At 69.8% G+C, this 22583-nt stretch carries 23 protein-coding genes; 7 read left to right on the top strand and 16 right to left on the bottom strand.

The features are described 5' to 3' along the window. The first annotated feature begins 3 nt into the window (after positions 1-3). Positions 4-1077, top strand: a complete 1074-nt coding sequence (locus tag HHL11_RS20405; RefSeq protein ID WP_169420404.1) for a YeeE/YedE family protein — start codon at positions 4-6, stop codon at positions 1075-1077. Positions 1078-1085: 8 nt separating this feature from the next. Beyond that, positions 1086-1259: a hypothetical protein gene (locus tag HHL11_RS20400; protein ID WP_169420403.1), complete on the top strand. Its 174-nt coding sequence runs from the start codon at positions 1086-1088 to the stop codon at positions 1257-1259. A 3-nt stretch (positions 1260-1262) separates the two neighbouring features. Here the strand turns inward: HHL11_RS20400 and HHL11_RS20395 are convergent, their stop codons facing one another. From HHL11_RS20395 to HHL11_RS20355, 9 genes are read right to left on the bottom strand one after another with little or no spacing between them, the layout of a single operon-like run. Beyond that, positions 1263-2168 carry a DMT family transporter gene (locus HHL11_RS20395; RefSeq protein ID WP_169420402.1) on the bottom strand — a complete coding sequence of 302 codons (906 nt, stop codon included), beginning with the start codon at positions 2166-2168 and terminating at the stop codon, positions 1263-1265. 10 nt (positions 2169-2178) lie between these two features. After that, positions 2179-3291 carry an ABC transporter ATP-binding protein gene (locus HHL11_RS20390; RefSeq protein ID WP_240980352.1) on the bottom strand — a complete coding sequence of 371 codons (1113 nt, stop codon included), beginning with the start codon at positions 3289-3291 and terminating at the stop codon, positions 2179-2181. Further along, positions 3288-4301 (bottom strand): ABC transporter ATP-binding protein, encoded by a 1014-nt coding sequence (locus HHL11_RS20385; protein WP_169420401.1) that lies wholly within the window; start codon positions 4299-4301, stop codon positions 3288-3290. Before HHL11_RS20385 ends, HHL11_RS20390 begins: the two co-directional genes overlap by 4 nt. After that, on the bottom strand, positions 4298-5131 hold the full coding sequence (locus HHL11_RS20380) for an ABC transporter permease (RefSeq protein ID WP_169420400.1): 834 nt from the start codon (positions 5129-5131) through the stop codon (positions 4298-4300). The genes HHL11_RS20385 and HHL11_RS20380 overlap by 4 nt, the downstream gene beginning before the upstream one ends. Beyond that, positions 5128-6048 (bottom strand): ABC transporter permease subunit, encoded by a 921-nt coding sequence (locus tag HHL11_RS20375; RefSeq protein WP_169420399.1) that lies wholly within the window; start codon positions 6046-6048, stop codon positions 5128-5130. The genes HHL11_RS20380 and HHL11_RS20375 overlap by 4 nt, the downstream gene beginning before the upstream one ends. Positions 6049-6055: 7 nt before the next feature. Continuing rightward, positions 6056-7585 carry an ABC transporter substrate-binding protein gene (locus HHL11_RS20370; protein ID WP_169420398.1) on the bottom strand — a complete coding sequence of 510 codons (1530 nt, stop codon included), beginning with the start codon at positions 7583-7585 and terminating at the stop codon, positions 6056-6058. Next, complete coding sequence (locus tag HHL11_RS20365) at positions 7582-8730, bottom strand: serine hydrolase domain-containing protein (protein WP_169420397.1); 1149 nt, start codon at positions 8728-8730, stop codon at positions 7582-7584. The genes HHL11_RS20370 and HHL11_RS20365 overlap by 4 nt, the downstream gene beginning before the upstream one ends. Further along, positions 8727-10205 (bottom strand): serine hydrolase domain-containing protein, encoded by a 1479-nt coding sequence (locus HHL11_RS20360; RefSeq protein WP_169420396.1) that lies wholly within the window; start codon positions 10203-10205, stop codon positions 8727-8729. The genes HHL11_RS20365 and HHL11_RS20360 overlap by 4 nt, the downstream gene beginning before the upstream one ends. 17 nt (positions 10206-10222) lie before the next feature. Further along, positions 10223-11449 (bottom strand): CaiB/BaiF CoA transferase family protein, encoded by a 1227-nt coding sequence (locus HHL11_RS20355; protein ID WP_169420395.1) that lies wholly within the window; start codon positions 11447-11449, stop codon positions 10223-10225. Positions 11450-11548: 99 nt separating this feature from the next. On the opposite strand from HHL11_RS20355, the gene HHL11_RS20350 reads away from it, so the two are divergent. The 5 genes from HHL11_RS20350 (at position 11549) to HHL11_RS20330 (ending at position 14836) form a co-directional block, all read left to right on the top strand. Continuing rightward, positions 11549-12490, top strand: a complete 942-nt coding sequence (locus HHL11_RS20350; RefSeq protein ID WP_240980351.1) for a LysR substrate-binding domain-containing protein — start codon at positions 11549-11551, stop codon at positions 12488-12490. Then, positions 12487-13266, top strand: coding sequence for an enoyl-CoA hydratase-related protein (locus HHL11_RS20345; protein WP_169420393.1), 780 nt, complete (start codon positions 12487-12489; stop codon positions 13264-13266). The genes HHL11_RS20350 and HHL11_RS20345 overlap by 4 nt, the downstream gene beginning before the upstream one ends. Before the next feature lie 73 nt (positions 13267-13339). Continuing rightward, complete coding sequence (locus HHL11_RS20340) at positions 13340-13696, top strand: protocatechuate 4,5-dioxygenase subunit alpha (RefSeq protein WP_169420392.1); 357 nt, start codon at positions 13340-13342, stop codon at positions 13694-13696. 13 nt (positions 13697-13709) lie between these two features. Beyond that, entirely contained in the window at positions 13710-14546 is an 837-nt protein-coding gene (locus tag HHL11_RS20335) for a class III extradiol dioxygenase family protein (RefSeq protein ID WP_169420391.1), read from the top strand. 47 nt (positions 14547-14593) lie between these two features. Next, the gene (locus tag HHL11_RS20330; RefSeq protein WP_169420390.1) at positions 14594-14836 is read left to right on the top strand and encodes a hypothetical protein; all 243 of its coding nucleotides are present in this window, start codon (positions 14594-14596) and stop codon (positions 14834-14836) included. A gap of 7 nt (positions 14837-14843) precedes the next feature. Here the strand turns inward: HHL11_RS20330 and HHL11_RS20325 are convergent, their stop codons facing one another. From HHL11_RS20325 to HHL11_RS20295, 7 genes are read right to left on the bottom strand one after another with little or no spacing between them, the layout of a single operon-like run. Further along, positions 14844-15905: an ABC transporter ATP-binding protein gene (locus HHL11_RS20325; RefSeq protein ID WP_169420389.1), complete on the bottom strand. Its 1062-nt coding sequence runs from the start codon at positions 15903-15905 to the stop codon at positions 14844-14846. 24 nt (positions 15906-15929) lie between these two features. Next, complete coding sequence (locus HHL11_RS20320) at positions 15930-16772, bottom strand: carbohydrate ABC transporter permease (RefSeq protein WP_169420388.1); 843 nt, start codon at positions 16770-16772, stop codon at positions 15930-15932. After that, positions 16772-17674 (bottom strand): carbohydrate ABC transporter permease, encoded by a 903-nt coding sequence (locus tag HHL11_RS20315; protein WP_169420387.1) that lies wholly within the window; start codon positions 17672-17674, stop codon positions 16772-16774. The genes HHL11_RS20320 and HHL11_RS20315 overlap by 1 nt, the downstream gene beginning before the upstream one ends. Before the next feature lie 3 nt (positions 17675-17677). Continuing rightward, complete coding sequence (locus HHL11_RS20310; RefSeq protein WP_169420386.1) at positions 17678-18958, bottom strand: ABC transporter substrate-binding protein; 1281 nt, start codon at positions 18956-18958, stop codon at positions 17678-17680. A gap of 27 nt (positions 18959-18985) precedes the next feature. Beyond that, positions 18986-20596 (bottom strand): FAD-dependent oxidoreductase, encoded by a 1611-nt coding sequence (locus tag HHL11_RS20305; RefSeq protein ID WP_169420385.1) that lies wholly within the window; start codon positions 20594-20596, stop codon positions 18986-18988. A gap of 20 nt (positions 20597-20616) precedes the next feature. Beyond that, positions 20617-21651, bottom strand: a complete 1035-nt coding sequence (locus tag HHL11_RS20300) for a LacI family DNA-binding transcriptional regulator (RefSeq protein ID WP_169420384.1) — start codon at positions 21649-21651, stop codon at positions 20617-20619. Between the two features lies 1 nt (position 21652). Beyond that, positions 21653-22582: a carbohydrate kinase family protein gene (locus HHL11_RS20295; protein WP_169420383.1), complete on the bottom strand. Its 930-nt coding sequence runs from the start codon at positions 22580-22582 to the stop codon at positions 21653-21655. Position 22583: the final 1 nt, after the last annotated feature.

Raw genomic sequence — 22583 nt, 5'->3', positions numbered from 1 at the left:
TTGATGAAGCGCCTTCCCCTGGCGGCCGCGATGGCCGCCTTTTTCATTTTCCTGGTCTGGAGCGTGTCCGTGCGCCAGGCCGCCCTGTTCGCGGTGGGCATCGGCTTCGGTGCCGCGCTCGCCGGCGCCCGCTTCGGCTTCACGACCGGCTGGCGCCAACTGGTGGAGCAGCGCGACCCGAGTGGCGTCTACGGCCAGCTGTTGCTGCTGGGGCTCGCTGCTTTGTTCGCGATGCCGCTGCTCGGTCACTTCACCGAACTGCATCCGGCGCTCGGCCCGCCCAGCGTCAGCCTGCTGGTGGGCGCCTTCGTGTTCGGCCTGACGATGCAGATCGCCGACGGCTGCGGCTCCGGCACCTTGTACAAGGCGGGCCTGGGCGTGCCGCTGAACATGGTGATCCTGCCGCTGTTCGCGCTGGGCAGCTTCTTCGGCTCGGTGCAGATGCACGACTGGCTGAAGCTCGGCGCAATGGAGCCCGTGGGCCTGGTGCAGGCCTGGGGCGTGGGCCCGGCGCTCGCCGCCACCTTGGTGGCGCTGGCCGTCATCGGCATCTTGGTGCGCCTGTGGGTCGGCCCCGGCAAGCCGCTGTTCGAGAAGCGCTGGGTCTGGGGCGCGGTGGCGCTGGCCGTGCTGGCGACCATCAACCTGGTGATCGCCGGCCAGCCCTGGGGCGTGGTGTACGGCTTCGGCCTGTGGGCTGCCAAGGGCGCGCAGGCGCTGGGCCTGTTCGATCCCGCGAACAACGCCTTCTGGAGCGACGCGGGCAACACGCAGCGCCTGGGGCAATCCGCGCTGCTGGACGTCACCTCCATCACCAACATCGGCCTGCTGGCCGGTGCGCTGTGGATCTCGACGCGCAAGCCGTCGTCGTCCAAGCCGCTGACGCCGGCGCAATGGGGCATCGGCCTGGTGGCCGGCTTCGTGATGGGCTACAGCTCGCGCCTGGCCTTCGGCTGCAACGTGGGCGCGATGTTCAGCGGCATTTCCACCGGCAGCGTGCATGGCTGGATCTGGCTGCCAATGGCCTTCCTGGGCACGCTCATCGGTGTGCGGGTGCGCCGCCGCTTCGCCTTCTGAGGACCGCCATGACCGACAACAACACACGCGTGCTGCGCTGGTCCTTCTGGATCGTGCTGGTGGGCTTCCTGGCCTGGGACTTCGCCCGCTCGCCGGCCATCGACCTGCGGCAGGAGCCGCCTCTCATCGCGGCCGGGTCGGGGCAGGTGGTCGACGGCGGCCACTGCTCCTCCGCCAAATGAGCCTCAGGGCTTGGCTGCGACGTTGATCGTCGACACCCGCGGCCTTCCGCGCAGCAAGGCCAGCCCCGCCACCACCAGCAGCACGATTCCCGCCGTCGCCAGGCCATTGGGCACGTCGCCCCACACCAGGTAGCCGAGCACCAGCGCTGCCAGCAGGCCGGCATAGCGGAAAGGCGCGATCACGCTCATCTCGCCGCTGCGCATCGCCAGCGTGATCAGGTAGTAGCCCACGCTCAGCACCACTGAAGCGCCGGCCAGCAGCCCCAGTTGCTGCCCTGACACCGGCTGCCACGCCTGCGCGAGGAGGGCCCATCCCCCCGACATCGCCGTCACCGTCAACGCGGTGCTGAGCGTGATCACCAGCACCGGCACGCCGGTGGCGATGGTGCGCGTCACCACGTCGCGGCTCGCGTTGAGCCAGGCGGCGAACAGGCACAACAGCGCCCAGGCGTTGAAGGCATCGCTGCGTGGCTGCACCACCAGCAGCACGCCGATGAATCCGGCCACGATCGCGACCCAGCGGCCGGCCGCGACGCGCTCGCCGAAGAAGGCGATGGCATAGAGCGTCACGAACAGCGGCGCCGCCATGTTGATGGCCGTGGTGTTGGCCAGCGGCAGGTGGAACAGCGAGACCAGGTAGGCCAGCGTGGCGATGCCATCGAGGAAGGCGCGCAGCATCACGCGCCGGTCCAGCAGCCGCGGCAGGTGCCGCATCGCGCCGCTCGCCTGGATCAGCCCCAGCAGCAGCACGATGGAAAAGATGCCGCGCAGGAAGATCAGTTGCGGCGCCGGCAGCGACTGGCTGACGAACTTGACGAATGTGTCGTTGACGGCGAAGGCGGCCATGCCGGCCGCCATGGCGAGCACGCCGCGCCGGTTGGCGGCGTGCTGGGGGGAAGGGGAGTGCATCGGCACCGGATCATACGGTGCCGGTGCTGGCCGCCTTTCGCTTGGCATAGAGCGCGAGGCGCAGCGCCGCGACGCTGCCCGAAGCCGCCGCGGGCGCGGCGGCCTCCCAGGGCGCGAGCTCGTTCTTGCGATGGCAGGCCGCCATGTGGCCCGCTTCGGTGGGCTCCAGCACCGGCTCTTCCACCCGGCAGCGGTCGATGGCGAACGGGCAGCGCGGATGGAAGCGGCAACCGGCCGGCGCGCTGGCGGGGCTGGCCACTTCGCCCGCGGCCTGCGCCTGGTGCCGCGACGGTTCGCCCGGCTGCGGCCGCGGGATCGCGTCCAGCAGCATGCGCGTGTAGGGATGGCGCGGGTTGGCGAACAGCGAATGCTTGGGCGCGATCTCGACCAGCTGGCCCAGGTACATCACCGCCACGCGGTCGGCCATGTGCTTCACCACCGCCAGGTCGTGCGCGATGAACAGGTAGGTCAGGCGCAGCCGCGCCTGCAGGTCCTTCAGCAGGTTCACCACCTGCGCCTGGATCGACACGTCCAGCGCCGACACGGGCTCGTCGCACACCACCAGGTCCGGATGCAGCATCAGCGCGCGGGCGATGCCCACCCGCTGCCGCTGGCCGCCCGAGAACTCGTGCGTGTAGCGGTCCGCATGGTGCTGCGACAGGCCCACCAGGCCCAGCAACTCGTCGACGCGTGCGCGGCGCTCGGCGGCGTTGCCCATGCCGTGCACGATGAGCGGCTCTTCCAGCGTCTGGCGCACCTTCAGGCGCGGGTCCAGCGAGGCGAAGGGGTCCTGGAACACCATCTGCATGCGCTGGCGCAGCGGCCGCAAGGCGCGCTGCGACAGGTCCGTGATGTCCTGGCCGTCGAAGCGGATGCGGCCGGCGCTGGAATCGATCAGGCGCAGCACCAGGCGCGCGGTGGTCGACTTGCCGGAGCCGCTCTCGCCCACCAGGGCCAGCGTTTCGCCGCGCATGACGGCGAAGCTCACGCCGTCGACGGCGCGCACCGGCGCGCGGGCCGGCTTGAACAGGCCGCCGGCCGAACCGAAGTGGCGCACCAGGCCTTCCACTTCCAGCAGCGGCTTGCTGCGGCCATCCGCATCGAACATGGGGCGGGCACTCATTCGAAGCTCCCGGCGCTGGCAGGCATCGCGGCGAACTGTTCCACCGGCGCGTGGATGCAGGCAACACCGTGCGCCGGGCCCAGTGCCCGCAGCGGCGGGTCCTGCAAGGTGCATTCCGGCGTGCCGAACACGCAGCGGGGATGGAAGCGGCAGCCCTTGGGCGCCTGGCCCGGCGCGGGCAGGCTGCCCTCGATGACCAGCAGGCGCTCGCGCTCTTCCTCGATGCGCGGCATGCTTCCCAGCAGGCCCAGCGTGTAAGGGTGCTGTGGATCGTTGAAGATGTCCGCGACCGGGGCGCGCTCCACCACGCGGCCCGCGTACATCACCGCCACTTCGTCGGCCATGCCGGCGACGACGCCGAGGTCGTGCGTGATCAGGATGATGGCCATCTGCGTTTCGCGCTGGATCTCGCGCAGCAGGTCCAGCACCTGCGCCTGCACCGTCACGTCCAGCGCCGTGGTCGGCTCGTCGGCGATCAGCAGGTCGGGCGAGCAGGCCAGTGCCATGGCGATCATCACGCGCTGGCGCATGCCGCCGGAAAGCTGGTGCGGATAGTCGTCGAAGCGCTGCGCCGCCGCCGTGATGCGCACCCGCGCCAGCGCCGCGATGGCGCGGGCCTTCAGTTCGGGCAGCGGCGTATCCGGCTCGTGCGCCCGCATCGCCTCGACGATCTGGAAGCCGATGGTGTAGACCGGGTTCAGGCTGGTCATGGGCTCCTGGAACACCATGGCGATGCGCTTGCCGCGCAGCGTGCGCAGGCGCTCCGGGGCAGCGGCGGCCAGGTCCTCGCCGTCGAAGACGATGCGGCCGGCGGCGACGCGCCCCGGCGCCGGCACCAGGCCCATGATGGACAGCGACAGCATCGACTTGCCGCAGCCGCTTTCGCCGACGATGCCCAGGGTCTGGCCGCGCTGCACGGTGAGGTCGACGCCGTCGACGGCCGCGAACTCGCCCGCGTCCGTGCGGAACACGGTGCGCAGGCCTTCGATGGTCAGCAAAGCGGGGCTCATGCGCGTCCTCGCGATTTCGGGTCCAGCACCACCTGCAGGCCGTCCTGGAACAGGTTGAGGCCGAACACCAGCAGCAGGATGGCCACGCCCGGGAACAGCGCCATGTGCGGCGCGATCAGCAGCGCGGTGCGGCTGTTGGCCAGCATCGCGCCCCATTCGGGCAGCGGCGCCTGCGCGCCCAGGCCCAGGAAGCTGAGGCTGGCGCAGGTGAGGATGTTGATGCCCACCCGCAAGGTCGCCAGTGCCAGCACCGTCGCGGCGATGTTGGGCAGCACGTGGCGCGCCAGCAGGCGCAGGTTGCTCATGCCCATGGCGCGGCAGGCCTCGATGTAGGGCTCCTCCTTGACGGAGAGCGTCTGGCCGCGGGCGAAGCGGGCGAAGATGGGGATGGTGTAGATCGCCACCGCGAGGATGGCATTGGCCAGGCTCGGGCCCAGGATGCTGATGATGACGATGGCCAGCAGCACGCCCGGGAAGGCCAGCAGCACGTCGATCAGACGCATGATCACCGTGTCCACCTTGCCGCCCGCGTAGGCAGAGAGCATGCCGATCGGCACGCCGATGGCCGCCGCCAGCGCCGCCGACAGCACGCCTTCCACCAGCGAGATGCGGGCGCCGAACAGGATGCGCGACAGGATGTCGCGCCCCAGTTCGTCGGTGCCGAACCAGTGCTGCGCCGACGGCGTGGACATGACGTTGGCCAGGTCGCCCTGCAGCGGATCGTGCGGCGCGATCAGCGGGGCCAGCAGGCCGGCCAGCACGAAGGCGGCGAACAGCACCAGCCCGGGCAGGGCCAGGCGCGAGCGCTTGAACTGCTTCCACTTGCTCATGACGCGGAGATCCTAGGGTCCAGCAGCCCGTACAGCAGGTCGGTCACGATGTTCACCGCGATGAAGGTCACGGCCACCACCAGCACGGCGGCCTGCACCACGGGGAAGTCGCGCGCCAGGATGGACTGCACCAGCAGCCGGCCGAGGCCGGGCCAGGCGAACACGGTTTCGGTGACGACGGCGGAACCGAGCAGGTAGCCCAGTTGCAGGCCGGCCACCGTCACCACCGGGATGATCGCGTTGCGCACGCCGTGCCGCCAGATCACCAGGTGTTCGCGCAGGCCCTTGGCGCGCGCGGTGCGCACGTACTGGTTGTCCAGCACTTCCACCAGGCTGCTGCGCATGATGCGGCAGATGACGGCCATGCTGGCCGCCGACAGCGTGAGCGCCGGCATGATGATGGCCGGCCAGGAGTCGAAGCCCGTCATCGGCAGCAGGTTGACCCACACGGCGAAGGCCAGGATCAACAGCAGGCCTAGCGAGAACGCCGGCGTGGAGATGGCGAGGATGGACAGCACCAGTGCCAGGTTGTCGATCCAGGTGAAGCGCTTCACCGCCGACACGATGCCCGCCAGCCCACCGACCACCGCGGCGATCAACAGCGCGACGGCACCCAGCAGCAGCGTGTTGCCGTAGCGGCCCAGGATCTCCTCGCTGACCGGCCGGCCCGTGCGGAACGAGGTGCCGAAGTCGCCAGTGAGCGCGCGGCCGGCGAAGTGCAGGTACTGCTGCGCGAGCGGCTGGTCCAGGCCCAGCGCACGCCGCACGTTCTCCACGTCCTCGCGGGTGGCCATCTGGCCGGCCACGATCTCGGCCGGGTCCCCGGGGATCAGGTGGATCATCAGGAACACGGCGACCGACACGCCGACCAGCACGGGGACCGCCTGCAGCAGGCGCCGGATCAGGAAGCGAAGCACGGGTCCCTCAGGCCTTCCAGGCCTTGCTGAAGTCGATGAATTCGTTCACATACACCTTGACGTCGTGCACGTTCGAGCGCGTGGCGGACACCTGGTCCTCGTAGTAGAGGGTGACGTGCGGTTCCTGCTGGTAGACCTTGGCCTGCAGTTCGGCGAGCAGGCGGTGGCGCTCCTTGGGATCGACCGCCGTGCGCTGCTGCAGCACCAGCTTGTCCACCTCGGGGTCCTTGATGCCCCAGTAGTTCATCTTGCCGGCGCTGTGGCTCATCAGGGTCTGGGTGAAGTCCATGTCGCCGGTCGGGCTGCCCTTGCCGCTCATGAACATGGGCACCTTGCCCTTGTTCAGCGCCGCGAGGTAGGCGCCGAATTCGGGCGACTGGATGTTGGCCTTGATGCCCACCGCGGCGAGCTGGCCCTGGATGGCCTCGCCCACCTGCCGGTCCATGTTGTAGCGCCCGGTCGGCACCATGAAGTCGGTGCTGAAGCCGTTGGGGAAGCCGGCCTCGGCCAGCAGCTTCTTCGCCTTGACCGGGTCGTAGGGATAGGGCTGCAGCTCCTTGGCGGAGCCCTCGATCGAGGCGGCCTCCAGCGAGCCGCCCAGCGAGCCGATGCCGCTCAGCACGCCCTGCACCAGCGCGGGCTTGTTGATGGCGTAGCCGACCGCCTGGCGCACGCGCAGGTCGTTGAAGGGCGCCACGTTCATGTTCATGCCCAGGTAGATGGTGCGGTAGCCGGGCTTGCGCACCACGCGCACGGCGTCCAGCGCGCCCAGCTTCTTGACCATCACGTAGGGCAGCTCGGAGATCACGTCGGCCTGGCCGCTCAGGAGCAGCAGGGTGCGGGCCGAGTCCTCGGGCACGACGCTGAACACGACGGCGTCGAGCCTGGCCTTCTCGCCCCAGTACTTGTCGTTGCGCACCACCGTGAGCTTCTCGCCCGGCTGCCAGCTTTGCAGCTTGAAGGGACCGGTGCCCGACGCGGCCTTGCTGAAATTGGCGCCCTGCTTCTGCACGAAGGAGGGGCTCAGGATGTAGACGTTGTAGGCGCTCAGCTGCGACAGCAGCGGCGCGAACGGCTCCTTGGTCGTCAGGCGGAAGGTGAGGTCGTCCACCACCGCGGTGGACTCCACCATCTCCAGCGTGCTGCGGCGCGGCGAACCGGTGGCCGGGTTCAGCAGGCGGTCGTAGCTGAACTTGACGGCCTGCGCGTCGAAGGGTGAACCATCGTGGAATGTCACGCCCGGGCGCAGCTTGAAGGTCCAGGTGCGCTTGTCGGGCGACAGCGTCCACGAAAGCGCAAGGCCGGGGACGATCCGGCCTTCCTCGTCCTGCCGGGTCAGCGCCTCGTACATGCTGCCGACGGCGCGGAAGGTGGTGACGTCGGTGATGAACTGCGGGTCCAGCGTCTGCGTGGCGGAGCCGGCGGCGTAGACGAGGGTGCCGCCGTTGCGCGGCTTGGGCTGGGCGAGCACCGGGCCGCCCATGGCTGCCGCGGCGCCGGCGAGCATCGTGCGGTGGAAGGCTCTTCTGCTGGTCATGTCTGGTCTCCTTGTGCGTATTGTCGGCCGCAGGCGGCGGCGATCTTCCCGAGCAGGGCGTCGCAGTGCGGCTTGTCGGTCCAGCGCGTGACGGCCACGAGGTCCAGCGAAGGCGCGACCCACACCATGTGCTGGCCGCCGCCCAGCGCGAACACGCCGTCTTCCGGCACCGAGGGAAAGAGCTGGCGGCCGGTGTTGAGCCACCACATGAAGCCGTATTGCGCGTTGGCCGGCGCGGGCTGCGTCATCTCCGCCAGGTAGCGGCGCGAGATGAGTTGCCGGCCGCCCCAGTTGCCGCCGCGCGCCACCAGCAGCGCGACGCGCGCGTGGTCCTGGGCGGAGATGAACAGGCCGCCGCCCCAGTGGCCGCCGCCGGACACCGACTCCACCTCGCGGCCGTCGCAGGCGATGCGCGCGTTGTCGTAGCCGCGCCATTCCCAGCCGGACGAGGCGCCGATCGGGTCCATCACGCACTCGCGCAGCACGTCCGCCAGCGAGCGGCGGAACAGCTGCGTGAGGCACAGAGCCGTGCGGTTCACGCGCACGTCGTTGTATTCCCAGCGGCTGCCGGGCGGCTCCAGCTGGCGCAGCGTGCCCTTGTTGCTGTTGTCGGCGGCGTGCGAGCCGGCCTGGCGGTTGTGGTCCACGCTGTCCGGCTTGCCCCACACGCTGCCCTGCCACTCGCTGGTCTGCTGCAGCAGGTGGCGCCAGGTGATGGCGCTGTTGTGCGAGTCGTCGAAGGCGCCGTCCAGCCGGTAGTCGGCCACGCGGTCGTCCAGCGAGCGGATCAGGCCTTCGTCGAAGGCGATGCCGGCGGCCAGCGCCACGTAGCTCTTGGCGGCGGAGTAGGTGGTATCGGCGCGCGCTATATCGCCCCACTGCGCCACCATGCGGCCGCCGCGGATCACCACGCCGGCCGGGCCGCCGCGCGGCTTGACCACGCCGATCGGCTGGTCGTGCGGCGGCTTGTCGCCGACGTAGGCGGTGCCGATGTAGCGGCCGTCCGGCAGGTACAGGCTGTAGGGCCAGGTCGAATCGTGTTCCAGCGCGCAGCTGGCGGCGCCGTCGAGCGCCGCGGCCGACATGCCGGCTTCGGCGGGCGCCACCTGCGCCCACTCGCCGCGGGGCGGGAAGTACAGCTTCATCGCGCGCCGCCCCCGGCCAGCGCCGCCGTCACGCCCTGCAGCAGCACGTTGACCTTGTCCTTGGCCGTCTCCCAGCCGCGCGTATGGCCCATGCGCACGACCACGAGGTCCATCGAAGGCACGACCAGCACGTACTGGCCGCCGCCGCCGGCGAAATAGTAGGTGTCGGCAGGCAGCGCGATCTCGCCCATGCTGTTCAGCCAGATCTGCGCGCCGTATTCGCGGTTCTTCCAGGCCGGGGCCGGCGCCGTCGCGAACTGCACCCAGCCTTCGGGCAGGATGCGCCGGCCGTTCCACACGCCGTCGTTCAGGTACAGCAGGCCCAGGCGCGCCCAGTCGCGTGCGGTGCCGTAGTCGAAGCCACTGATGATGAAGTGGCCCCAGCGGTCCGTCTCCAGCACGAAGCCCTGCATGCCGATGCGGTCGAACAAGTGCGTCTGCGGCCAGGTGAGCGGGTCACCCCCGAGCTTCAGCACGGTTTCGCGGAAGATCTTCGCCAGGCTCAGGGGATCGCAGTTGCGGTAGCGGCCCACGGTGTCGGGCGCGTGTTCCAGCGGCCTTTCGATGGCCCACTCGGCGGCGTTGAGCGATTCCGCATAGGGCAGGAAGTGCTCCGGCAGGCCGTAGCGCCAGGTCTCGCGCGTGTCGTCCTGGCCGGTGCAGCGCAGGCCGCTGGACATGTTCAGCAGGTGGCGCAGCGTGATCTCGCGGCGCGGGTCGCCGGGGTGGTGCCATTCCGTGATCGGCGCGCGCTCGTCGAGGCGCAGCGCGCCCTGGCCGATGAGCATGCCGATCAGCGTGCCCATGGTGCTCTTGCCCATGGACCAGCTTTCCAGCGGGCTGTCGGGGCCGACGCCGGCCCGATAGCGCTCGCCGACGATCTGGCCCTTGTGCACCACCAGCACCGCCGCGTGGTAGGCGTCGGGGTCGGCGAAGGGCGCTTCCAGCGCCTGCGCCACCGCGGCGCGCACGGAAGCCGGAGCTTCACCCGGCACCGGCCAGCCGGCGCTGGAGGCGGGGCCGTGCGGCACGTTCTCGGGGTCGAAGTGCAGGCGCAGCTCGCCGTCGCGCGGCAGGATCAGGCTGCCCTGGCCGCCGGTGAACTGCGCGCTGCGCTTGACGCTGCGCAGGCCGACGAGGCGCGCCTTCTCCTTGGCCCAGTCGGCCTCGAAGCCCGAGTGGACCGCGCGATGCGCGGCCAGCAGGTCGTCGGCCACCGTGGGCGTGAGTTCGATGGCGATGTCGACGCGACGGGCATCGCGGTCCACGTGCCAGCGCGCGTGCTGCGCCAGCGCGTCCGGCAGCAGCTGCGCCTTCAGCGACCACAGGCAGCTGGCGCCGATCGCCTCCTGCGGGTCGCGGCCGGACACGAACACGGCGGAACAGAGGGTCTTGGCCACCGTGGCCAGCATCATCTCGATGGGCACGACGGCCTCGTGCAGCACGGGCAGCGTCTTTTCGTCTTGCTTGTTCATCTCGGGTGCTCCAGGATTCATTGGCCGGCTTGCAGCGCGCAGCGGCGCGCCAGCAGTTCGCGGATCTCCGCCTCGGTGAAGCCGAACTCCGCCAGCACCTCGCCGGTGTGCTGGCCCAGGCGCGGGGCGGGCGTCGTGGCCGGCGCATTGCGGCCGCTGAAGTGCATGGGCAGGCCGATCATGGGCCGGCTGCCGCCGTCGACGGTCTGGGCGTCGACCACGATGTCCATCGCGCGCGCCTGCGGATGCGACAGCGCTTCGGCCACCGACTGCACCGGCCCGGCCGGCACGCCGGCGGCGCTGAGCGTGGCTTCCCAGTGGGCGCGGGTCTGGCCGGCCAGCGCCGCGTCGATGCATTCCTTCAGCGCCTCGCGGTGGTCCAGGCGGTCCCTGCCCGAAGCGAAGCGCGGATCCGTGCGCCATTCGGGGTGGCCCAGCACTTCGCAAAGGCGCAGCCAGTTCGATTCGTTGGCGCCGCCGATGGCGATCTCGCCGTCGGCGCAGCGGAAGGTCTGGTAGGGCGCGGTCACCGGGTGGGCGGTGCCCAGGCGCTCCGGCACCGTGCCGCCGGAGAAGAACAGGGCCGCATACCAGTAAAGCTGCTGCATGGAGGCCTGCAGCAGCGAGGTCTCCACGTGCTGGCCCTGCCCGGTGCGCAGCACGTGCACGTAGGCGCCCAGCACGCCCATTGCGGCCAGGATGCCGGCGTTGACGTCGGCGATGGAGACGCCCGGCTTCACCGGCGGCCGGCCGGGCTCGCCGGTCACGCTGATCAGGCCGCAGAAGGCCTGCAGGATCAGGTCGAAGCCGCCGCGTTCGGCCAGCGGGCCGCGGCTGCCGTAGCCGCTGACGCTGCAGTAGATGAGGCGCGGATTGATCTCGAGCAGCTGCTTCACGCCCAGGCCCAGGCCTTCCAGCGTGCCGGGCCGGAAGTTCTCGGTCAGCACGTCGGCCTGCGCCACCATGCGGCGCAGCGACTCGCGGCCTTCGTCCGTCTTCAGGTTGATGGCGACGGAGCGCTTGCCGCGATTGAGGACCTCGAAGTTGGGCGGCATGTCGTGGGCGCCCTTGCTGTTGAAGCCGCGGGCGTCGTCGCCGCCGGGGAACTTCTCCACCTTCACCACGTCGGCGCCGAGGTCCGCGAGCATCAGGCCCGCCACCGGGCCCGCCATGATCTGCGCGAGTTCCAGCACCCGCACGCCCTTCAGGGGCTGCCAGCCCGGGACCGTCGCTTCGTTCGTCATCGCGCTGCATCGTAGTGAAGCCGAGCTGCCCGGGAAAATACGCGTTTGCTTTAGCCCTATCGCGGATTACGATAGCCACTGCTATCTGGTTCGGGGCTCATGGATTCGCGCCGCTTGAGGAATTTCGTGACGGTCGTCGAGACCGGCAGCATCGCGCGCGCCGCGGCGGTGCTGCACATCGCCCAACCGGCGTTGAGCGTGCAGGTCCGGCAGATGGAAGACCTGGTCGGCTGCCAGCTCCTGAGCCGCAGCTCGCGCGGCGTGGTGCCCACGGCCACCGGCCTGGAGTTCTGCCGGCGCGCCAAGGAAACCCTGAAGATGATGGACGCGCTGCGCGCCATCGGCCAGGAGGACCTGTCTTCGCCGTCGGGGCACGTGGTGCTCGGCACGGCTGCCAGCGCCGCCAACATGCTGGCCGTGCCGCTGGTGAACGCGGTGCGCGAGCGCTATCCCGGCATCACGCTGGAACTGCTGGAAAGCCCCGGCGCCCACCTGGGCGAGATGCTGCTGCGCGGCCGCGTGGACATCTGCGTGATGCTGGGCGAGTACGAGTCCTCCGGCATGCAGGTGCTGCCGGTGCTGGAGGAAGACCTGTTCGTCGTCGGCCTGCGCGGCGAGGCGGGCGGCGAAGTCGACCTGGATCGCCTGGATGGCGCGCGCATGGTGATGCCGGCGCGGCCCAACAGCCTGCGCACGCTGTTCGACCGCGAATGCGCCGCGCGCGGCGTCACGCCGCAGGTGGTGACGGAAGCGTCCTCGCCCTGGACGATGGTGCAGCTGGTGCGCGCGGGCATAGGCGCAACGGTGCTGCCCATGTCGATGCTCGGTGGCACGCAGCCGGCGGACCTGCCGGTGGCGCGGCTGGTGAATCCCGCGCTCTCGCGGCCGGTTTCGGTGGCCACCGCCATCGCCGCGCCGCAGTCGCCCCACCTGCTGGCCGTGAAGGCGCTGCTGCTGGAGACGCTGGAGCAGCAGGCGCACGGCAGCAGCTGGCAGGGCGTGCGGGCCTGGCCGGCGCCCGCGGCTATGCTCGCGGCATGACCGAAGCCATCCTCGTAGAGCGCAGCGGCCCCATCGCCACGGTGGTGCTCAATCGTCCCGACAAGCTGAACGCGATGAACAAGTCCATGTGGCAGGCGCTCGCCGCCGCCGTGGACACGCTCTCGGCCGACGACGGCGTGCGCTGCATCGTCGTGCGCGGCGCCGGCGAAAAGGCCTTCTGCCCCGGCGCCGACATCAGCGAGTTCGAGCGCGAGCGCTCCAACGCCGCGCAGGCCGCCGACTACGGCCGCCTGGTGCGCGCGGTGGTCGCGAGCATGGAGAACTGCCGGCATCCGCTGCTCGCGCAGATCCACGGCCTGTGCGTCGGCGGCGGGCTGCTGATCGCGTCGCTGTGCGACATCCGCATCTGCGGCGAGTCCGGCCGCTTCGGCGTGCCGGTGAAGAACCTGGGGCTGGTGGAAGCCTATGCCGAGATGGCGCCGCTGGTGCGCCTGGCCGGCGCCGACGCGGCGCTGGAGATCCTGCTGGAAGGCCGCGTGTTCGGCGCGGCGGAGGCGAAGGACAAGCGCCTGGTGACGCGCGTCGTGCCCGATGCCGAGGTCGCGGCGGAGGCGGCGGCCGCGGCGCAGCGCATCGCCGAAGGCGCGCCGCTGGTGGCGCGCTGGCACAAGAAGTTCGCGCGGCGCCTGGCCGACCCGCGGCCCATCAGCGAAGCCGAGGAGCGCGAGTGCTACGCCTGCTTCGACACCGAGGACTTCCGCATCGGCTGGGCGGCCTTCCTGGCGAAGCGCAAGCCCGACTTCGTGGGTCGCTGAACGAGCAAACCTTGACTTGCGTCAGCCGGCGCGGCGGCCCGCGCGCCAATACTTCTTGCGAAGGAGACTTCGCATGGCACAACCCCAACCCATCCCGGGCACGACCATCTTCGACGGCATCCAGGCCGCCAAAGGCTATGCCCTGAACAAGATGTGCTTCTCGTTCAACGACGCGGGCAACCGCGCGGCCTTCAAGGCGGACGAGGAGGGCTACATGGCGCGCTTCCAGCTCACCGCGCCGCAGGCCGAAGCCATCCGCAAGCGTGACGTGCTGGGCCTGCTGGCCGCGGGTGGCAACGTCTACTACCTCGCCAAGTTCGCCGGCATCCTGGGCCTGGACGTGCAGGACCTCGGCGCCGCGCAGACCGGCATGAGCAAGCAGGACTTCAAGGCGATGCTGGTGCGCGCCAACGAACAAGTGATCCACTGACAGGAGAAGAGACATGGCCCGAATCGTCGGTGGACTCACCACCTCCCACGTGCCCGCCATCGGCGGCGCCATCGCCAAGGGCTTGCAGGGCGAGCCCTATTGGAAGCCCTTCTTCGACGGCTTCCTGCCGGTGCGCGAGTGGCTCGCGGACGTGAAGCCGGATGTCGCGGTCGTCTTCTACAACGACCACGGCCTGAACTTTTTCCTCGACAAGATGCCCACTTTCGCCGTGGGCGCCGCACCGGAGTACCGCAACGCCGACGAGGGCTGGGGCATCCCCACGCTGCCCCCCTTCACCGGCCAGGTGGACCTGTCGTGGCACGTCATCGAACATCTCATCGCGCGCGAGTTCGACATCACCACCTGCCAGGAGATGCTGGTGGACCACGCCTTCACCTTGCCGCTGAAGCTGTTCTGGCCGGAAGCGTGCCCGGTGACGGTGGTGCCGGTGTGCATCAACACCGTGCAGTTCCCCTTGCCGAGCGCGCGCCGCTGCTATGCGCTAGGCCAGGCCGTGGGCGAGGCCATCGCTTCCTGGAACAGCGACAAGAAGGTTGTGGTGATCGGCACCGGCGGCCTGTCGCACCAGCTCGATGGCGAGCGGGCGGGCTTCATCAACAAGCCCTTCGACCTGAAGTTCATGGACAGCCTGGTGCACGACCCCGAATGGGCCACGCAGTTCAGCATCCATGAGCTGGTGGAGAAGACCGGCACCCAGGGCGTGGAACTGCTGATGTGGCTGGCCACGCGCGGCGCGGTGCCGGGCGCGGTGCGCAAGGTGCATACGAACTATCACATTCCCATCTCCAACACCGCGGCCGGCATGATGGCGCTGGAGTCGTTAGCGTAGGTAAAGCCGTCTTGAAGCAGGCCGGGGCCGGGCGCATACTGGTTCGCATGGAACCGGGTGACGACGAAGCCGGCCTGGCGGTCAGCATCTTCGAGAAATCCTGCCTCTACTGCGGCGCGCGCTTCCGCGTGCTGGCGCCGCACGGCCAGCAAGGCGACCACCGCGAGGAATACGCCTGCCCCGAATGCGGCAAGGAGTACCAGGTGGATGCGTCGGTGGAGCCGGAGGTGCAGCTGCTGCAGCCGCGGCGGGATGGCAAGAACGACAGGTACCAGGAGACGATGTTCTAGCTGCGCTTCACATCGGCCCGAGGCGCTGTCCGCTCTCCGCGTCGAACAGGTGCACGGCCTCCAGCCGGGGCCGCAGGTGGAGCGTGTCCCCGGGCTGCACGGCGAGCCGTTCGTGGAAGAGCGCCACCACGTCCGCGCCGGCCAGGCGCAGGTTGAGCTGCGTGTCCGAGCCGAGAGGCTCCACGCCTTGGACTTGCGCGGCCACGCCTTCACCCGGCGCGCAGCGCTCGAAATGCTCGGGACGGATGCCATAGCTGGCGGCCTGGCCGGGCAAGCCATCCATCACGGGCAGCGGCAGCAGCACGCCATCGGCCTCGAAGCCGTGCGCGGTGCAGCGGCCCTCGATGAAATTCATGGCGGGCGAGCCGATGAAGCCGGCGACGAAGCGGTTGGCCGGCCGGTCGAACAGTTCCAGCGGCGTGCCCACCTGCTCGATGCGGCCGCCATGCAGCACGACGATGCGGTCGGCCATGGTCATGGCCTCCACCTGGTCGTGCGTGACGTAGACCATCGTCGTGCCCAGCTTGCGGTGCAGCGCCTTGATCTCGCCGCGCATCACGATGCGCAGCTTGGCGTCCAGGTTGGACAGCGGCTCGTCGAACAGGAAGACCTGCGGGTTGCGCACGATGGCGCGCCCCATGGCCACGCGCTGGCGCTGCCCGCCCGAGAGCTGGCGCGGATAACGTTCCAGCAACGCGGACAGGCCGAGAATCTGCGCCGCCCAGCCCACGCGCTCGGCGATCTCCGCGCGTGGCCGGCCGCGGTGTTCCAGCGAGAAGGCCATGTTGGCCGCCACCGTCATGTGCGGATACAGCGCGTAGTTCTGGAACACCATCGCGATGTCGCGGTCCTTGGGGTCCAGCTCGGTGACGTCCCGCGCGCCGATGGCGATGCGCCCGCTGCTCACGGTTTCCAGGCCGGCCAGCAGGCGCAGCAGCGTCGACTTGCCGCAGCCCGAAGGGCCCACCAGCGCGATGAACTCGCCATCGCGGATGGCGAGGTCGATGCCGTGGATCACGGGGGTGCTGGCAAAACGCTTCTGGACCTGGGAGAAAACGACTGCGGCCATGGAGGATGAATCAGGAGATGGAGGTCAGCCCTTGAGCCCGGTATGGGCTAGGCCTTCGATGAACTGCTTCTGCGCGACCACGAACACCAGCAGCACCGGCAATGCCGTCAGCGTGGCGGCGGCCAGCTGGATGTTCCACATGGGGCCGCCATAAGCGTCGGTGAACTGCGTCAGCGCCTGCGGCAGCGTGAACAGCGTGGGCGTGGACAGGAACACGATCGGTTCCAGGTACAGGTTCCAGCTGTGCAGGAAAGTGAAGATCGCCACGGAGGCCAGCGCCGGGCGCGCCAGCGGCAAGGCGATGGTGCGGAAGATCTTGAAGCGGCCCAGGCCGTCCACCCGCGCCGCCTCTTCCAGTTCGGCCGGCAGCGTGATGTAGAACTGCCGCATGATGAAAGTGGCGAACACGCAGGGCGCGCCGAAGATCGGGATCAGCACCAGCGGCCAGTGCGTGTTGACGAGGCCGAGCGCGCGGAACATCTGGAACAGCGGCACGATGGTCACTTCCGAGGGGATCAGCAGCCCAGTCAGCACCACCACGAACAGCGCGTTGGCGCCCGGGAAGCGGATGCGCGCGAAGGCATAGCCCGCCATGGACGCGACGCCCAAGGTGCCCAGCGTCACCACCGCGGCGATCCAGGCCGAGTTCCAGTACTGGCGCGCGAAGGGCTGCAGCTTGAACACCTGCTGGTAGCTGCTGAAGTCCGCGTGCGCCGGCCACAGCTGCGGCGGGAAGGCGAAGATCTCGCTGATCGGCTTGACCGAGGACGTCACCATCCACCAGGTCGGGAACACGAAAGGCACCAGCAGCAGGCACATGAGCCCGTACAGGGCCGCCTGGGTGCGCGGGGAAAGGCGGCCTTGCATCAGGACTGCTCGTGGAAGACGAAGCGCTTGCGCAACTGCCACTGCGCCAGCGTGAGCAGCGCCACGATGGCGAACAGCACGATGGCCAAGGTGGAACCGTAGCCGAAGCGGTGGAACTGGAAGGTCTGCTGATAGAGGTAGTACACCAGCACCGTGGTCGAATGGCCGGGTCCGCCCTGCGTCAGCACCGCGATCTGCGCGAACACCTGCAGCGCGCCCACCACCGTGATGACCGAGGTGAGCAGGATGGTGGGGCTGATCATCGGCAAGGTGATGCGGCGGAACTGCCGCCACGCGCTGGCGCCGTCGATGCGCGCCGCCTCATAGAGTTCGCGCGGCACGCCTTGCAAGGCGGCCAGCAACAGGATCATGTTCAGGCCCACGTTCTTGAACACCTGCACCACGATCACCGAAGCCATCGCGGTGGCCGGCATGCGCAACCAGTTGGGCCCTTCGATGCCGGCCAGCTTCAGCACGCCGTTGATGCCGCCGTTGGCCTGCAGCAGGAAGCCCCAGACGATGGTCCACGCCACCAGTGAAACGACCACCGGCGAGAAGAAGAGGGTGCGGAAGGCGGTGATGCCCACCAGCTTCTGGTTCAACAGCACCGCCAGCAGCAGCGCCAGGCTCAGGTTGAAAACGACCAGGCCGGCGGCAAACACGGCCGAGGCCGCCAGCACCGGCGGCAAGGTCGCGTCCTGCAGCAGGTCCTGGTAGTTCTGCGCGCCGGTGAACTCGAAAGTGTTGGCCAGCACGTTCCACTCGTGCAGCGAATACCAGAACACCAGCGCCAGCGGCGCCAGCACGAAGACCAGCACGCCGGCGAGCTGCGGCGCCACGAACAGGCCGCCGGCCAGGGCCTCGCGCCGCGCCAGGGTCCAGAAAGGCCGGGCCTCCTGCATCGCTTACTTCGCCAGCAGCGGGCCGATCTGCGCGCAGATCGATTTCATCGCCGCCGGAATGTCCGCCTTGGGCTGCCAGACCGGGTCGAGGCCGGCGCGCACCATCTGCTGCAGGCGGGCGAAGTCGGTGTGCCCCGGCATCAGCTTGCCGGTGGAGATGCCGCTGACCACCACCTTGTCCAACTGCGCCGGCGACAGGCGCGCGTTGGTCTTGCCCAGCGTGTCGGCGTTGAGCAGCGAGCGGCGTGCCGAGGGGAAGAACTGCGCGAGCTTCGCCGAGTTCTCCGGGTTGGTCATGTAGGCCACGAACTTCGCCGCCATCTCGGCGTTCTTGCTTTGCTTCAACACGCCCACGCCGGCCTGGCCGACGATCGCGTAGTCGCCCATCGGGCCGCGCGGCAGCGGCACCAGGTCCCAGTCGAAGGATTTCTCCTTGGGCAGCAGCGAGGCGCGGCTGATCTGCGTGATGGTCATCGCGGCGTCGCCGGCGAAGAAGTCGACGTTCTGGCCGGGGCCGGGCATGGCCTTCTTGTCGAACACGGCGTCGTGCACGAAGTTCAGTGCGTCGACCATCGGCTTGTCGGCGAAGGTGCAGCGCTTGCCGTCCGCGCTCCACGGCGAGGCGCCCCAGCCGTAGTAGACGGAGGACAGGAACTGCCAGGCCTGGTAGTTGAAGTCGCGCACCACGATCCCGCCCTTGCCGCTCTTGGCGGCCACGGCCTGCGCGGTGGCGATGGCGTTGGGCCAGGTCCACTGGTTGGCGGCGATCAGCTCCGCCGGCGTCTTGGCGCCGGCCTGCTTGATCAGGTCGTTGTTGACGAAGACGCCGAAGGGCGAGGTGGAGAAAGGATAGGCGTAGAGCGTGCCGTCCTTGGTCCAGCGCTCGGTGGCGCTGGGCGCCACGTCGGCCAGCGCGTAGCCGGGCGTGGCCGCGAGCGTCTTGCCCACCGGGTAGAGCGCGCCAGAATTGACGAAGTCATGGGCCGAGGTCTCGAAGATCCAGGCCATGTCCGGCGCGTTGCCGCCGGCGATCTGCGTGGTCAGCGCGGTGGTGTAGTTGTCGAAGGGCAGCGGCTCGAAGGTGACGCTGACGTTCGGCTGCTGCGCCTTGAAGCCTTCCGCGATGCTGTTGAACAGCTTCAGGTGCGCTTCGTTGGCGCTCCAGATCGTCATGCGCAGCTTCACTTCCTGTGCTGCGGCCTGGCTTGCGAAGGCGAGGCAAAGGGCGAGGCTGCCCGCCAGGCCGAGGGCCTTGGGCAGGAGGCGGAGGGATCGTTGGCTCATGCTGGTCTCCTTCTTTGTTGGCGTGTGTCAGTAAGCGTGGATGGACGGCCAGCGCGTCTCCACGCCTTCGCGTGCGAGCAGCGCCTGGAATTCGGCCAGTTGCGCGTCGCCGCCCTGCACCTGGTGCGGCGTGCGGCCGGTGGCCAGGCAATGCGCGGCCAGCAGGCCGGCCACTTCGCCCACGTTCCACTCCACCGGGTGCAGCCGGTAGCAGCCGTTGGTGATGTGGGTGGTGGCCATGTTCTTGCCGCCGGCCAGCAGGTTGGTCATGCGCCGGGGCAGCAGCGCGCCCAGCGGGATCTGGAAGGGGCAGGACGGCACGTCGATGTAGTTGTCGCCGCCGGTGGACGGATGCAGGTCGATGCGGTACATGCCCACGCCCACGCTGTCGCGATAGTTGACCGCGCCCAGGTCGCCGCGCACGGCATACGACAGGTCCTGTTCCAGCACGCGCGTCACGCCCAGCAGGCGCCGGCCTTCGCGGATGTAGGGCGCCATGGCCAGGCCGTGGCTGGTGCCGGTGATGTCGCCGCGCAGGCGCAGGCCGCGGAAGCCCTGGCCGCCGTCGGCGCGCGGCGCCTCGGTCTGCAGCCAGTAGAACATCGAGTGCGAGAGTTCGGCTGCGGCCTGCAGGTGGCGCGCCTTCTCTTCCTCGCTGACGTCGAGGATGGAGCCCTCGAGGTAGTCGATCATCGGCCAGTTCACCAGGCAGATGTCCGAGGCATAGGCGCCGGGCACGAAGTTGCGCCGCGCGGCGATGCGCCGGAAGGTCCACAGGTTCATGTCGCCGCCACCCTTGCGCTGGTCGGCGTCCACCAGCAGCGGGTCGTCGTCGGGGTTGGGCGTGAAGCCGCGCTCCACGACCTCCAGCGTGCGCGGATGCGGCGCCTTGAAGCTCAGCATGGGCGCGCCCCAGAAGGCGGGCTGGTAGCGGCGCCAGGTGTCGTAGTTGCGCGGCTTGTCGCCGACCTGGTCGCCGTCCACGTGGTCCACCGCGAAGCAGATCGACAGCGCCTGCACGTTGTGCGGCTGCGCCTGCGCGGGCGCGCTGGGCTCGCCGGTGTCGCCCTGGCTCTCGAAGCCGACGGCGTATTCGGTGCCGGTGAGCGGCAGCAGCTCGCCGGTCTCGGTGGCATCGATCACGTAGGCGGCCTGCACCGTCACGGTCTCGCCGGTGTCACGCTGCTTCAGGGTGACGGCGCGTACGCGATCGCCTTCGGTTTCGGCGCCCACCGGCCGGTACGGTTGCAGGATCGTGAGGCGCCCGCCGCCGATGTAGGGGAGCAGCATGGCTTGCAGCACCGCCAGGCCCACGCGCGGCTCGGCGCAGAGGCGGCTGACCCAGCCGGCGCCCGGGTTCAGGTCGCCCCAGGCGCGGCTGGCCTCGGTGAGCGGGTAGTGGTCGCGATAGAACTGGCGGATGCCGGTGCGCAGCGCGCGGTAACGGCGCGTGACGCCGAACTGCTCGACCCAGGTGTGTTCGTCCGGCGGCACCGCCTGCGAAGTGAGCTGGCCGCCGATCCAGTCGTATTCCTCGCTCATCACCACCGAGCGGCCGCCGGCCAGCGCGCCCAATGCGGCAGCCACGCCGCCGAGGCCGCCGCCTACCACCAGGATGTCCGTCTTGAGTTCTTGCATGCGTATGTCGTGGGGTGAATTCAGGCGGGCGCGGGGCCCAGGGTCTCGCCGCGAACGGGCTGGCAGGGCAGCAGCAGTTGCCGCACCGGCGCGTCGCCGCCATGCTCGATGCGATGCACCAGGTTCGCCGTGGCCTGCCGCGCCATCTGCTCGCGCGGGATGACGAAGGAAGCGAAGCGGGTGGGATGCGCCTCGACGCGCACGTGCGAGCCGAGTGCCATCAGGGAGAAGTCCGCCGGCAGCGACAGGCCGCGCGCGTGGGCCGCGGCCTCCAGGCGCAGGGCGTCGACCAGTTCCACGCAGAAGACGGCGGTGGCGCCGCGTTCCAGCAGCGTGTCCAGCAGCTGGTTTTCCGGCGTGCCCATGTCCTGTTCGGCCATCACGAGCTGCAGGTCATCGCCGAGCGCGGATCGAAAGCCGGTCCAGCGGTCGGACGTGGATTCGGCCGGACCGGTGGCGCCGAGATAGGCGAGCTTGCGGTGGCCCAGCGCACGGGCCTGCCGCACCAGTTCGGCGGTGGCCGCCGCGTAATCCGCGCCCACGTAGGGCACGGGTCCGCCCGCATCGTCGCGCCGGCCGATGGCCACGAAGGGGAAGCTGCCGGCCACGAGCCGCGCGAGTTCGTCGTGGTCGAAACTCTTGCCCAGCACGATGCAGCCGTCGGCGAGGCGCAGCCGGTTCTCTTCCGAGAAGATCTTGCGCGCGCCCGGCGCGCCGGCGCCGCCCGTGAGCAGGAGCAGGTCGTAGTGGTGCGCCTGCGCCTCCTCCTCGATGCCGAACAGGAAGGGCAGGAAGAAGTCGGCATGCGCGCTGGGGAAGGCCGGCTCGTAGGTGAACACGCCCAGGATGCGGTTGCTGCCCTTGACCATGCGCCGGGCGATCGGGTCGGGCACGTAGCCGGTCTCGCGGATGATCTTCTGCACCCGCTCGCGCGTCTCCTGCGGGATGCGGGCCTGCGCCGCGGCATTGCCATTGAGGACCAGCGACACCGTGGCCTGGCTCACGCCGGCCAGGCGGGCGATGTGCTGCTGCGTGAGTCGGCTGGAAGCAGGCATGTCAGGCGGCACGCGCTTGGATGCGCTGCGCCAGCGCGCGGACGGCGGCGAGCGCGGGCGGATGCGCGCCAGCCGTCTGGCAGGCGGCGCTTCCGGCTGCGACGGCGAAGGCCAGGTGGACGGCGTCTTCGGCTTCCGGCTGCTGCATGCGGCTGGCCACCAGGCCGGCGATGCTGGCGTCGCCGGCGCCCACCGTGTCGACGACGGCGATGCGCGGCGCGTCTGCGCGCCAGCTCCCGCGCGGCGTGATGAGGGTCGCACCCGCGGCGCCTTCCGTGAACAGCAGCCACGCGCGCGGGTTCACAGCGCGGATGCCGGCCAGGGCGGACGCGGCGTCGAGTTCCGGCATCAGCCCGCGCAAATCCTCGTCGGACACCTTGATCGCAGCGGCGATGCGGCACATGCGCTCGAAGGTGGGCGCATAGCGGACGGGGTCCATGGTGCGGCGGAAGTTCGGGTCGTAGCTGACGTGCACGCCCGCGGCATGCAGGCTTTCGGCCAGTTGCACCAGGCGCGTGGCCAGCGGCTCGCGCGCCAGGCTGATGCCGCCGAAGTGCACCCAGGCCGCGGACTGCTGCCAGGCTGCGGGCAGGGCGGACGGATCGAAGTCCAGGTCCGCGCTGGCATCGCCGACGAAGAAGTACTGCGGTGGGGACGCTTGCGGCACGATGGCCAGCAGCGGCGAACGATCGACGCGTTGCAGGAAGCGCAGGTCCAGCCCCGCCGACTCGCTGGCGGACCACAGCGCATCGCCGAAGCAGCAGCGGCTGATGGCGCCGGCGAAGGCGCTGTGCAGCCCGAGGGCCGCGGCGGCGCGGGCGACGTTCCAGGTCGAGCCGCCGCACTTGGCGACCCATTGCTCGCCATCGACGCGGATCATGTCCGTCAGCGCCTCGCCGGCGGCGACGAATTCCGGCAGCGTGGCACTCATG

This window comes from Ramlibacter agri, from assembly GCF_012927085.1.
Taxonomy (GTDB): domain Bacteria; phylum Pseudomonadota; class Gammaproteobacteria; order Burkholderiales; family Burkholderiaceae_C; genus Ramlibacter; species Ramlibacter agri.
Note: the sequence above shows the minus strand (reverse complement) of the source record. Positions and strands in the feature narration are given on the sequence as shown.

Bases quoted from the DNA above. Each gene is read 5' to 3' on its own strand.
- HHL11_RS20405 (WP_169420404.1), top strand. From the start codon at position 4: ATGAAGCGCCTTCCCCTGGCGGCCGCGATGGCCGCCTTTTTCATTTTC.
- HHL11_RS20400 (WP_169420403.1), top strand. From the start codon at position 1,086: ATGACCGACAACAACACACGCGTGCTGCGCTGGTCCTTCTGGATCGTG.
- HHL11_RS20395 (WP_169420402.1), bottom strand. From the start codon at position 2,168: ATGCACTCCCCTTCCCCCCAGCACGCCGCCAACCGGCGCGGCGTGCTC.
- HHL11_RS20390 (WP_240980352.1), bottom strand. From the start codon at position 3,291: ATGAGTGCCCGCCCCATGTTCGATGCGGATGGCCGCAGCAAGCCGCTG.
- HHL11_RS20385 (WP_169420401.1), bottom strand. From the start codon at position 4,301: ATGAGCCCCGCTTTGCTGACCATCGAAGGCCTGCGCACCGTGTTCCGC.
- HHL11_RS20380 (WP_169420400.1), bottom strand. From the start codon at position 5,131: ATGAGCAAGTGGAAGCAGTTCAAGCGCTCGCGCCTGGCCCTGCCCGGG.
- HHL11_RS20370 (WP_169420398.1), bottom strand. From the start codon at position 7,585: ATGACCAGCAGAAGAGCCTTCCACCGCACGATGCTCGCCGGCGCCGCG.
- HHL11_RS20365 (WP_169420397.1), bottom strand. From the start codon at position 8,730: ATGAAGCTGTACTTCCCGCCCCGCGGCGAGTGGGCGCAGGTGGCGCCC.
- HHL11_RS20360 (WP_169420396.1), bottom strand. From the start codon at position 10,205: ATGAACAAGCAAGACGAAAAGACGCTGCCCGTGCTGCACGAGGCCGTC.
- HHL11_RS20355 (WP_169420395.1), bottom strand. From the start codon at position 11,449: ATGACGAACGAAGCGACGGTCCCGGGCTGGCAGCCCCTGAAGGGCGTG.
- HHL11_RS20350 (WP_240980351.1), top strand. From the start codon at position 11,549: ATGGATTCGCGCCGCTTGAGGAATTTCGTGACGGTCGTCGAGACCGGC.
- HHL11_RS20345 (WP_169420393.1), top strand. From the start codon at position 12,487: ATGACCGAAGCCATCCTCGTAGAGCGCAGCGGCCCCATCGCCACGGTG.
- HHL11_RS20340 (WP_169420392.1), top strand. From the start codon at position 13,340: ATGGCACAACCCCAACCCATCCCGGGCACGACCATCTTCGACGGCATC.
- HHL11_RS20335 (WP_169420391.1), top strand. From the start codon at position 13,710: ATGGCCCGAATCGTCGGTGGACTCACCACCTCCCACGTGCCCGCCATC.
- HHL11_RS20330 (WP_169420390.1), top strand. From the start codon at position 14,594: ATGGAACCGGGTGACGACGAAGCCGGCCTGGCGGTCAGCATCTTCGAG.
- HHL11_RS20325 (WP_169420389.1), bottom strand. From the start codon at position 15,905: ATGGCCGCAGTCGTTTTCTCCCAGGTCCAGAAGCGTTTTGCCAGCACC.
- HHL11_RS20320 (WP_169420388.1), bottom strand. From the start codon at position 16,772: ATGCAAGGCCGCCTTTCCCCGCGCACCCAGGCGGCCCTGTACGGGCTC.
- HHL11_RS20315 (WP_169420387.1), bottom strand. From the start codon at position 17,674: ATGCAGGAGGCCCGGCCTTTCTGGACCCTGGCGCGGCGCGAGGCCCTG.
- HHL11_RS20310 (WP_169420386.1), bottom strand. From the start codon at position 18,958: ATGAGCCAACGATCCCTCCGCCTCCTGCCCAAGGCCCTCGGCCTGGCG.
- HHL11_RS20305 (WP_169420385.1), bottom strand. From the start codon at position 20,596: ATGCAAGAACTCAAGACGGACATCCTGGTGGTAGGCGGCGGCCTCGGC.
- HHL11_RS20300 (WP_169420384.1), bottom strand. From the start codon at position 21,651: ATGCCTGCTTCCAGCCGACTCACGCAGCAGCACATCGCCCGCCTGGCC.
- HHL11_RS20295 (WP_169420383.1), bottom strand. From the start codon at position 22,582: ATGAGTGCCACGCTGCCGGAATTCGTCGCCGCCGGCGAGGCGCTGACG.